The organism is Chamaesiphon sp. OTE_8_metabat_110, from assembly GCF_031382685.1.
Taxonomy (GTDB): Bacteria; Cyanobacteriota; Cyanobacteriia; order Cyanobacteriales; family Chamaesiphonaceae; genus Chamaesiphon.
This window is the reverse complement of sequence record NZ_JANMZA010000470.1, coordinates 1-11,417: the sequence shown is the minus strand read 5'-3', so window position 1 is coordinate 11,417 and position 11,417 is coordinate 1. Positions and strand designations below refer to the sequence as shown.

8 protein-coding genes and 1 tRNA gene are annotated in these 11,417 nt (G+C 49.7%); 8 read left to right on the top strand and 1 reads right to left on the bottom strand.

Going from position 1 to position 11,417, the window contains the following annotated elements:
* The 3 genes from RMO52_RS17285 to RMO52_RS17275 all read left to right on the top strand — a co-directional run.
* Positions 1–1,711 (top strand): DNA gyrase C-terminal beta-propeller domain-containing protein (locus tag RMO52_RS17285; RefSeq protein WP_310416653.1); only part of this gene is annotated, 1,711 nt, incomplete at its 5' end.
* A 312-nt stretch (positions 1,712–2,023) separates the two neighbouring features.
* Positions 2,024–5,611 carry a chemotaxis protein CheB gene (locus RMO52_RS17280; protein WP_310416650.1) on the top strand — a complete coding sequence of 1,196 codons (3,588 nt, stop codon included), beginning with the start codon at positions 2,024–2,026 and terminating at the stop codon, positions 5,609–5,611.
* A gap of 296 nt (positions 5,612–5,907) precedes the next feature.
* The gene (locus tag RMO52_RS17275; protein ID WP_310416646.1) at positions 5,908–7,362 is read left to right on the top strand and encodes a response regulator; all 1,455 of its coding nucleotides are present in this window, start codon (positions 5,908–5,910) and stop codon (positions 7,360–7,362) included.
* Between the two features lie 37 nt (positions 7,363–7,399).
* Here the strand turns inward: RMO52_RS17275 and RMO52_RS17270 are convergent, their stop codons facing one another.
* Positions 7,400–7,927, bottom strand: coding sequence for a glyoxalase-like domain protein (locus RMO52_RS17270; protein ID WP_309738226.1), 528 nt, complete (start codon positions 7,925–7,927; stop codon positions 7,400–7,402).
* A gap of 124 nt (positions 7,928–8,051) precedes the next feature.
* Between RMO52_RS17270 and rplS the strand changes: the two genes are divergently transcribed.
* From rplS to RMO52_RS17245, 5 genes are all read left to right on the top strand, one after another.
* The gene (gene rplS, locus RMO52_RS17265) at positions 8,052–8,417 is read left to right on the top strand and encodes a 50S ribosomal protein L19 (RefSeq protein WP_015160558.1); all 366 of its coding nucleotides are present in this window, start codon (positions 8,052–8,054) and stop codon (positions 8,415–8,417) included.
* Positions 8,418–8,512: 95 nt separating this feature from the next.
* Positions 8,513–8,585: transfer RNA gene (locus RMO52_RS17260), tRNA-Trp, on the top strand.
* A gap of 323 nt (positions 8,586–8,908) precedes the next feature.
* Positions 8,909–10,117: a DUF4336 domain-containing protein gene (locus RMO52_RS17255; RefSeq protein WP_310416656.1), complete on the top strand. Its 1,209-nt coding sequence runs from the start codon at positions 8,909–8,911 to the stop codon at positions 10,115–10,117.
* A 41-nt stretch (positions 10,118–10,158) separates the two neighbouring features.
* On the top strand, positions 10,159–10,743 hold the full coding sequence (locus RMO52_RS17250) for a hypothetical protein (RefSeq protein ID WP_310416640.1): 585 nt from the start codon (positions 10,159–10,161) through the stop codon (positions 10,741–10,743).
* A gap of 18 nt (positions 10,744–10,761) precedes the next feature.
* Positions 10,762–11,046 (top strand): putative quinol monooxygenase, encoded by a 285-nt coding sequence (locus RMO52_RS17245; RefSeq protein WP_396135041.1) that lies wholly within the window; start codon positions 10,762–10,764, stop codon positions 11,044–11,046.
* The last annotated feature ends 371 nt before the right edge of the window (positions 11,047–11,417 follow it).

The following is an 11,417-nucleotide window of genomic DNA, read 5'->3' as shown; positions in this document are numbered from 1 at the left end:
GAGCGATCGCGATGGGATGCGGATCGTGATCGAACTCAAGCGGGACGCATACCCCCGCGTAGTTTTAGACAACCTTTACAAACAAACGCCAATCCAAAGTAACTTCGGTTGCAACATGTTAGCGCTGGTAAATGGCGAACCCCAATTACTCAGCCTCAAAAAATTCCTGACCGTTTTCCTCGACTTCCGGATCGAGTCCATTACCCGACGCACTCGCTATGAGTTACGCAAAGCCCAAGAGCGCGATCACTTGCTCGAAGGTTTATTAATCGCGCTGGCGAACTTAGATGCGGTGATTCGCCTGATTCGGGCGGCTGCGGACTCAGCAACTGCCAAACAGGAGATGATCGATCGGTTCGCACTATCGGAACTCCAATCCGATGCCATCCTCCAAATGCAACTGCGGCGACTCACCGCGCTAGAAGCTGACAAAATTCATCTAGAGCATAACGAGCTAACGCTTAAAATTACCGATCTGCTCGATATTCTCGCGCGACGGGAACGGATTTTGGAGATTATCCAGACTGAAATTGCCGAAATCAAGACGACATTTGCGACTCCCCGCCGGACGCTGATCGAGCATAGTGAGGGAGATTTAGAAGATACCGACTTGATTGCTAATGAGAAATCCCTGATTTTAGTCACCGAGCAGGGTTATATCAAACGGATGCCAGTCAGCACCTTTGAAACTCAAAGCCGCGCCACGCGGGGTAAAAAAGGCACGGGGATGAAAGAAGAAGATGCGATCGAGCATTTCCTCACCTGTTGCGACCACGATACGATCTTACTATTTAGCGATCGCGGGGTAGTTTATACGGTTAAGGCTTACCAAATACCCGTCTCATCGCGGACGGCGCGGGGGATTCCGATCGTCCAAATGTTACCGATTCCGCGTGAGGAAAAGATCACCTCAGTGGTGCCTGTGAGCGAATTTATCGATGATGAATACCTAATTATGCTCACGCAGAAGGGCTTTATCAAAAAGACCGCTCTATCGGCATTCTCCAGCGTTCGGGCGAATGGTTTGATCGCGATTTCACTTGAAGATGGCGACAGCTTGCGGTGGGTGCGTCGCGCCAAAGAAAGCGATAGTGCTATTATCGGTACCCGGAATGGGATGACGATTCATTTCCGTACCGATCGCGACCAGCTCCGACCTTTGGGACGGGCGACGCGGGGAGTCAAATCCATGTCGCTCAAGAAGGGTGACGAGCTAATCAGTATGGATATTTTACCGAGCCAGGTCATCGCGCAGATGGTGGCGGCGAGTGAAGATCCGGGTGTCGAGGATATCGACGATACGGTAGCTGAAGATGTGGTAGTTCCCGCCGGGGAAGGGCCGTGGATCTTGGTCGTCACCACAGGTGGACTTGGCAAACGGGTACCCGTGACGCAATTCCGCCTCCAAAATCGGGCAGGGATGGGCGTACTGGCAATCAAGTTCCGCAAAAAAGGCGATCGCCTCGCCGCTTTACGGGTAGTCAATTCTGATGAAGAGATGATGATCGTCACCAATCGGGGGATTATCATCCGTCAAGCGATTAACGCGATCTCGCCGCAATCTCGGATGGCAACCGGGGTACGGGTGCAGAAGCTCGATGATGACGATGCGATTATGGCAGTGGCGATCGTCCCTGCTTCTACTGGCGAGGAGGATCTCGATCTCGAAGCGATCGACGATATCGACGAAGCAGTAGCAGAAGAGATCTAGATTTCAAGTAAGATTCAGGGTAGGGGTAATGTGAATACCGCTACCCTGAATTTTTAGATCGTGTTTGAAAAGTATCGATTAGCACTTGTAAACCATAGAAAATCCCCCATAGTCCTTTTAGAAGCCATACACAAGTTATCTAAGTTTCTGCGTAGTCCCTTTACCCGACCCCAGCCCTCCCCTTATAAAGGGGAGGGAGCAAAAGCCCCCCTTTATAAGGCGGGGTTGGGGGGGTAAGCCCACTAGAAACGAAGCAGTTAGACGCATCCATTCATCCTCTCAGATCTACCCAAGGCATTGTAATGGCATCAAATGAACCTACCAGCCGATCGCGCCATTGACCTCGAAGATGATAACGATCCCATGTGTACGATCGTGGGTGTGGGTGCGTCTGCTGGCGGACTCGAAGCCTTTACCCAATTGCTCCAACATTTGCCTGCCGATACGGGGATGGCATTCGTCCTGATTCAGCATTTAGCACCTACCCACCCCAGTTTACTCACCACCATCTTAGCGAAAGCGACAGCGATGCCTGTGGCTGAAGTTGAAGAGGGGATGGAAGTCGAGCCAAATCGAGTCTACGTCATCCCACCGAATTTCGATCTGGTGCTGGTAGGTAATCGCTTGAGGTTGTCCGTGCGCGAGAAGATTCATGGCAAATATTTACCAGCCGATCGCTTTTTGAAATCCCTGGCAATCGAGCGTCAGCAGCGGTCGATCGCGGTAGTATTATCGGGTACCGATGGCGATGGGGCGCTGGGCTTAGCCGCAGTCAAAGCAGCGGGGGGGATTACCTTCGCTCAAGATATTGCCTCCTCCAAATTTGAGGGAATGCCCGATCGAGCGATCTCCACCGGGCAGGTGGATTTTGTCTTACCGCCTGCGGCAATTGCCAGAGAGATCGCCAAGATCGCTCAGCATTTTTATGTCGCTCGACTGCCGCCAGTACCGCCCGATCGCGAGACTAGCTCCGCCAGTGAAGCAGATGTCCTTGCAACCATTTTCACCCTGCTCCATCGCTACAAAGGGGTAGACTTTACTGGCTACAAACCTGCGACATTGAAGCGGCGCATTTTACGGCGGATGGCATTGCACGACTTCGAGCGGTGGGATGATTACTCCCACTATCTCCGCACTCACCCCAGCGAACTAACTGCCCTCGAACGAGATTTATTGATTAATGTCACGAGTTTTTTTCGCGATCCGGCAACTTTTAACACGCTGACAACCACAGTTTTACCGACAATCCTCGCGCGGAAATCGCTGGGAGTGCCAGTGCGGATCTGGGTTGCAGGCTGTTCCACAGGCGAGGAAGCTTACTCGATCGGGATTTGCTTGTTAGAGTATTTAACAGAGCGCGACTTGCAATTGCCGATCCAGATTTTCGCCACCGATATCAGTGAGGGCGTAATCGATCGCGCTCGGATGGGTATTTATAAGCCGGGGATGATGGCGGGGATTTCCCCGGAGCGACTGCGCCGCTTTTTTGTGGCTGTGGATGGCGGCTATCAGATTAGCAAATCCGTCCGCGAGTTGTGTGTCTTTGCCAGACAAAACTTGATTGCCGATCCGCCATTTTCCCAACTCGATCTGATTAGCTGTCGCAATGTGCTGATTTATTTGGGAGCAGAACTCCAAAAACGGTTGATTCCCATTTTTCATTACGCGCTCAAACCGCAAAGTTTTTTGATGTTGGGCACTTCTGAAAGTATCGGCGAATTTTCCAATCTGTTCGCCCCATTAGATAAAAAGTCCAAAATTTACGATCGCAAATCTGCTCCTCGCAGTCCATACTTGAGATTTAATAGTAGCGATCGCGTTCTCGAAAAAGTAAAGCCAATGACGCCGATTGATGACGATAACCGCAACGATTTAGATTTGAGCCAATTCGCAGATCGCCTCATTTTGGAGCGCTACGCTCCCGTCGGCGTAGCGATCGATGAAGACATGAATATCGTCCAATTTCGGGGACAGACGGGCGATTATTTTGAACCTGCGGCGGGCAAGCCGAGCTTCAATTTATTTAAAATGATTAGACCAGAATTGGTAGTAGAACTCCGCGCTGCCGTCCATCAAGCCAAGCAACAGCAAGAAGTCGTGCGCCAAGAAGGTCTGCGGCTCTCGACCGCCACCGGGGTCAAAACGATCGATCTAGAAGTGATTCCCTTTAAGATCGGTGAGATCGATAAGCCCTATTTACTCATCCTCTTTCAGGAGTCGGCGATCGCCAGTGGCGATGCTCCCAGCCGCGCCAGAAAAGTCAAACAGACTTCCGGAGAGCAGGAACAAACGCGACTGCAACAGGAATTAGCGACAACTCGCGAATATTTACAAGCAATTATCAAGGAACAAGAATCGACCAACCAAGCTTTTCAAGTTGCTAATGAAGAAATTTTATCTAGTAATGAAGAGTTGCAAAGTACCAATGAAGAGTTGGAAACTTCCCAAGAAGAATTGCAAGCAACTAATGAAGAACTGCACACGATTAACGAGGAATTAAATAGCCGTAATCTCGAACTAGGACAACTGAATAACGATCTGCAAAACTTATTAAGCAGCATTAATATTCCGATTTTGATGCTCGATGGCGAGTTGCGGATTCGCCGCTTTACCACCTTAGCCCAACAAATATTCAACCTGATTCCGACAGATTTAGGGCGACCATTTAGCGATATTCAGCCCAACATTATCATCCCCGATCTGGGAGCATCGATCCTCGAAACCCTCGATACGCTGACGACCCGAGAAGAAGAAATCCAAGATCGGACGGGAGCCTGGTACAGCTTGCGAATTCGCCCCTATCGGACGATCGACAATCGGATCGATGGCGTCGTCATCGGCTTAATCGATATCGACACGCTCAAGCGCAGTGCCACCAGCATCGCCGCCGCCCGAGACTATGCCAATGCGATCGTCGAAACCGTCCGCCAACCCTTGCTCGTCCTCAATCCAGATTTACGCGTCATTAGAGCCAATCAATACTTTTACGAAACCTTCCAACTGACACCTGCTCAAACCGAACAGCAATCGATCTTTGAGGTCAAAAATCGCCAGTGGGATCTACCCGATCTGCGATCGCTACTGGCAAATCTCCTCGCCCGCGATACTGAGTTTCAAGACTTTGAAATAACCGCATTCGAGCCGGATTCAGAGCGAATGCTGTTATTTAACGCTTGCAAAATCAAAGACGAACTGCACGAACATAGTATCCTGCTGGCGATCGAAGACATTACCGAGCGTCGCCAAGCCGAAATTCTCATCCGCGACTCACTCACCGAAAAGGAAGTCCTCCTGCGCGAGATTCACCACCGCGTCAAAAACAATCTCCAAATTGTCTCTAGTTTGCTCAGTTTACAAAGCAATCGCGTTGCCGATCCACAGACGATGGAAATCCTTCAAGATAGCCAAAATCGCGTCCAGGCAATGTCGCTAATTCATGAGAGCCTCTATCAATCAGCCAATTTAGCAAATCTCAATTTTGCCGAATATGTCCAAACATTAGTCAATAATCTCTTTACTAGCTACAATGTCGATCGAGCAGCAATCGCGCTCCACATTGAGGTCGAGCCAGGGATTGCCATCGATGTCGATCGAGCCGTCCTCTGTGGCTTGATAATTAACGAACTCGTCACCAATGCCATCAAGCACGGAGTTGGAGACAATCGCCACGGCGAAGTACGGATAAAGTTGGCACACAGCGGTGACGATCTCCTGAAGTTATCGGTCGCCAATAACGGGCGAGAACTACCACCAGAATTCGATCTTGGCAATGTGCGATCGATGGGACTGAGTTTAGTCATCTCAGCAGTCAGCCAAATCAAAGGTCAATTGGCGGTACAAACTGGCGCTATGACTGTGTTTGAGATTAGCTTCCCTAAAGTTGTCAGCAGCGATCGCTAACCTTGCACTCACCCCCAAACCTTCTCCGCTTGAGAGCTACTGTGTATGCACAAGTTATTTGAGTTGCTGCGTAGTCTGTGTTACCCCACCCCAGCCCTCCCCATATCAAGGGGAGGGAGCTAAAGCCCCTCTTGATAAGGGGGGTTGGGGGGTAAGCCCAGCGAAAACGGAGCCACAGCGGACTTGTGTGTACACGGTACTTGGGAGAGGGGTTGGGGGTGAGGGCAAGGTTAGCGAGTCTTACAAACCGCATTTTGGACAACACGTCGATCGCACTACCGCAATAATCTGGGCAAATGCTAAAAATATTAGTAGTTGAAGATGAAACAATTGTTGCCTGGGATATCAAAGAAACATTAGAAAAATTGGGACATGAGGTAGTCGATTTAGCCGTCTCTGGCGCAGCCGCAATTCGCGCCGCGACTCATAAAGATCCCGATCTAGTCCTGATGGATATTCGGTTAGCCGGAGAGATGGACGGGATCGCCGCTGGGAATGAAATCTACCAGCGATTGAAAATTCCCGTGGTTTACCTGAGTGCCCACGCCGACGAAATTACACTAGCGCGGGCACTTAAAACCGCTCCGTTTGGCTATATTGTTAAGCCTTTTCAGGCACAGACCTTACAGAGTACGATTCAGGTAGCCTACCAGCGGCATCAGATCGAAGCCTGTGCCCAGATGGCGCAAGCCTCGCTAGGCTACACTTTAGACAACATGGGTAGTGGCATTATCATCACCGATCGCCAGGGACTAATCACATTTATCAATCCGATCGCCGAAACGCTGACCGGGTGGAATTCAGCAGCGGCGGTAGGGGAGGAGATCGATAACGTTTTTTACTTAATCTGGGAAACAGATGGCACTACAATCGAAAATCCCAGTTTGCGATCGATGCGATTGCAAGCACTCGTCAAGTCACTAGAGGGCTGTTGGTTGACGTCTAGCGATAGTGGGATCGTGCCGATCTCTGCTACCGCGACCCCGATCCTACATCCAGATGGTGAGGTCGTCGGCAGTATCGTGGTATTTCAAGATAACAGCGAGCAGATCGGCATCCAGATGGATTTGCAGGAGCGCAATCAAGATCTCGAATTATTTCAAATTAAGTTAATCTCCCAACTACAAGCCAAGACTGCCGAATACGACCAAGCCATCGCCTGTCTCCAAGTCTGGGAGCTGCTTTTAGATCGCGTGCAGACCGCTCGCACCGAAACAAAGCTGCTCCAGAGTGCGCTAGCGCAATTAGGTAAAGCGATCGCAGCAGACTACTGTTGGGTGACGCTGCACGAGCCTTACACCAATACAGCGACCATCTGCTGTGAATATATCGATCGCGAACGGCTAACTTACCCCGCCAGTAAACTTGGCAAACAAATCGATCTCCAGCTCTATCCTCGGTTTTACCAGCACTTATTTACAGGCAAAAGTTGGATTGCTCCTCCTGCGGCAATTATGCCCCCAGCCTATGTCAATCTTTTGACTCCCTCAGCTCATGTCTCGATTTTTCCGCTCATGAGCGATTTTATCGACGATGCAGCGGCACAGAGCGATGCGCCGCAACAGCGACCGCTAGATATCATCGGTGAAGTTGGCATCGTTACCACTGGCAAACAGCCGTGGACTCTAGGACAAACCAGCCCGATTGCCCAAATCCTCGGCGGTGCCATCAAGCTATTTCGACAGCATGGCTACCCGCTCGACTCAGCTAGCGATTGGCTCGATCTCCTCGACGATAACTCAACTAGCTGAGCATAATTCCATCTACCCTCTACCCTCCGCAAGAGGTCTAATTAGCAGCTTCAGACATTTCGATCGTCCGACCCTCATAATCTTTCACCAAGAAATTTAGCGGCTTCTCACCCCGAATCTTGTGCTTGACACCACGAGTTTGAATCCGCATCAAGATTTGCTCCAAACAATCGCGATCGAAACAAACATGCCGTTGGCGATTTTTTTCACCATAGCTCGCTCCAGTAATGACGTGCAGTTGGGTGTTTTTCTTGAGCTGATACCACAACCCTTCCGAGCCTTTCATCCCTCGGATGCTACCGCGACCCATCGGCGCCGCCATATACATCGGATCCATTCCCGCAGTCCCGATCGTCTGCTCGTAGTCATAGTAATAGTGTAACGGCACTTGCGCGATCGACAGATTTAACATCCCCTCGTACAAATCCTGGGCGATCTGGAGATCGGACACCATCACCGTGTAAACCTTCGGGGCACTAGTTAAAAACAGCCACATCGCCCCAGCGTAGGCTGCAAGAAGCATCACCATGATACCTTGGGTCGAAAACAGGCTATCTAAAGGCATAAAATCGTATACAGCTAGGATTGAATATATGTTAACAGCTCGGATTAATTAATTGCATAAAATAAGTTTAGACAAATATTCACTCATCTGCTATGATGATAGTCTGTGAATTTTTTCAAACCACATGAAAGCTCAGGAAATCATTCGCTCGATCGAAGCGGAGTATCTAAAATCCGATCTGCCTACCCTTCACGTGGGCGATACCGTCCGTGTGGGCGTAAAAATTCAAGAAGGTAACAAAGAACGCGTACAACCTTACGAAGGCATCATTATTGCTACTCGTAATGGTGGTATCAATGAAACTATTACTGTCCGTCGTGTCTTTCAAGGTATAGGTGTGGAGCGGGTATTCCTGTTGCACTCACCCAAGATCGATAGCGTCAAAGTAATTCGTCGCGGTAAAGTCCGTCGTGCGAAACTGTTTTATCTTCGCGAGCGCGTCGGTAAAGCAACTCGCGTCAAACAACGGTTCGATCGTCCCTTGGAATAATCTTGCAGATTTTTTTTCAAGTATCCTGACCAATAATTTTAGTTTCATACTATACTAATTTACAGGGTCAGGAAGATCGCTTCTTTTTCTCACATGCGCTTTTAGTTCAGTTGGTAGAACGTCGGTCTCCAAAACCGAATGTCGGGGGTTCAAGTCCTCCAGGGCGCGTAAATATACATCAGGATTTGAGGATTAGGGTGTCTGAGGAATGCTTAGGCTCTGAGGCTTTTACTATCTACAAACATCCTCTCAAACAATCGCAAAATATAGCTGCGGAAAGATCCCCGACTTCTCTAAGAAGTCGGGGATCTGGATTTCGGGGATTTTTGCGCCAAACAACTGCCGTTGAGGTATCGATCGGGACGGGTCAACAGATATAATTGGTAGAACACCATATCGATGCGATCGAGCGATCTTGGGCTGCGCGATCCGAATTCTGGTGTAGTGGATGTGGCGATCGATATGAATTTACAACGACAGGGAGTCCGACTGTGACTCTGGAAGAACGAGTAACTACCGCAACCCAGCCATCAGCGGCAGATGTAGCGTGGCGATTTTGGTTTACTTTGCCGATCTATCCATATCAGCGACGGCGCACGCTGCGGCGAGAAGTCGTAGCTGGTGAGCTGTGGGTGTTCGAGCAGGTGCAGGGGATCTTTTATGTCGTGGTGCCGATTCGGATGACGGTGGTGAAGTTGGCAGCGGGTGGTTTGCTGGTATATGCACCCGTAGCACCGACCGGGGAATGTCTGCAATTGGTGAATGAATTAGTCACCACTCATGGGGATGTGCGATATATTATTTTACCGACGATTTCGGGGCTGGAGCATAAGGTCTTCGTCGGCCCATTTGCCCGCGCATTTCCCCAGGCGCAGGTGTGGGTTGCGCCGGATCAGTGGAGTTTTCCTGTCAATTTACCGTTGAGCTGGCTGGGGTTCCCGCGCGGACGCACCCATGTTTTACCGCCAGATAGCTCTGGGACGCCGTTTGGCGATGAGTTCGATTATGCGATCTTGGAGACGATCGATCTCGGTCCCGGACAGTTTGCAGAAGTGGCTATGTTTCACCGTCGCTCGCGGACGTTATTATTAACTGATTCGATCGTGGCGATTCCCAGCCAGCCACCAGAAATCGTCCAACTCGAACCAGATCCATTATTATTTCACGCTCGCGATCGAGCTAGCGAAATTATCCCCGATACCCCTGCCAATCGTCAGCGCGGCTGGCAGCGGATCTGCTTATTTGCGCTGTATTTCCAGCCTAGCATCCTCAAAATCCGCAAATGGTCGGATACCTGGCGCGAGTCATTTACCGCCCCTCTACGGTCGCGACAGACCTATTTTGGGATCTATCCATTTGAGTGGCAAGCCGACTGGCAGCAGGGGTTTGTCAACTTGCAAGCAGATGGTCGATTGCTGGTTGCGCCGATCCTTGAGACATTAATTCTCAATCGCGCTCCGCGCCAAACGATCGCCTGGGTCGATCGCGTGGCACAATGGGACTTCGAGCGGATTATTCCCTGTCACTTTGACGCACCAATTAGCACGACTCCTGAAGACTTTCGCTCGGCTTTCGATTTTCTCAAATCCGGTGACGCGGCAGATAGTCCGAGATCGGCTGTCGATGCCGCGCTCGTTCGAGAGATCGATCGGCAATTAGTGAAATGGCGGATTATTTTTCCCCCTCGCGATCGCATTTAACTGTCGCTCGATCTTCGGCACCAATTTCTTCAAGGAGCAGCGTGAATACTTCTAGTCCCGATTTTACAACAGTCTTAAATAGTGCGGCAAAATCTGTCGATCGTCCGACGGCAAGTGCGATGGTAGCTGCTTTACAAACGGCGGAAATAACTGCCCGCACGCAAAAGTTAGCAATTCCCTTTGCAGCTTTACTCGGCGAATGGCGCTTGTGTTTTGCCACTGGCGCAAGTAAAACCAAAGGCAATCAAGTTAAGCTGGGACGCGGGTATTATTTGCCAAAATTTATCCCCGCTTCGATCGCTTTTACGCAAGATGCTGACTCAGAATTGACGGGAACCGTGACGAATAAATTATTAGTTGGAAGTATTTACATCCGCTTTACTGGCCCCTGTCGTTATCCCGGTAAGAAAAATTTATTAGTATTTGATTTTACGGAGATTCAACTTAAATTTCTAGGCGTTACGGTTTACCAAGGTAAGATTCGGAGTGGTAAAGCGGGAATTAAAGATTTTGCGAAAATCTCGATCGCCGATTTACCATTCTTCGCTTTTTTCTGGGCGGGGGAAACTAGCATTGCGGCGCGCGGACGTGGCGGTGGGCTAGCTGTGTGGGTACGCGATGAGTAAACTAAATTTTTGATGTCCATGACGCAATATGTATTAATCATTCATGAAGTCGAAGATTATGACTCATGGAAGCAGATCTTCGATCGCGCTGCCCAGATCCGCAAAGAAGCTGGCGAACGGACGTATCAAGTTTTAAAGGACGCTCGCAATCCTTGTAAAATAGTCCACTTTTCCGCCTGGACATCGATCGAGGCTGCTCGACGATTTTTTGAATCTCCACAGCTAGTTAAAATCAGGCAAGAAGCTGGTGTTAAAGATCCAGAATTTATCTATTTAGAGCAACTCGAATCAGGTACATTATGAACGCTCGATCGAACAGTGAGATCGTAGCATAGGCTGCTATTATTTCCGCTCGGCGATCGACTGCCGTTGGCGTATTGTGGCTGGACTCAACACAATTAGCATCGTCTATGGTGAAACTATCGAGCTACTAAGTAGGTAGGTGCAATTATCTATAAAATAGATTCTGCCTAAAACCTAGATGGTGGGCAGTGCCCACCCTACTGGCTCTAAACACTGGACTTAACTGCCGTTGGCGTATTGTGGCTGGACTTAACACAATTAGCATCGTCTATGGTGAAACTATCGAGCTACTAAGTAGGTAGGTGCAATTATCTATAAAATAGATTCTGCCTAAAACCTAGATGGTGGGCAGTGCCCACCCTACTGGCTCT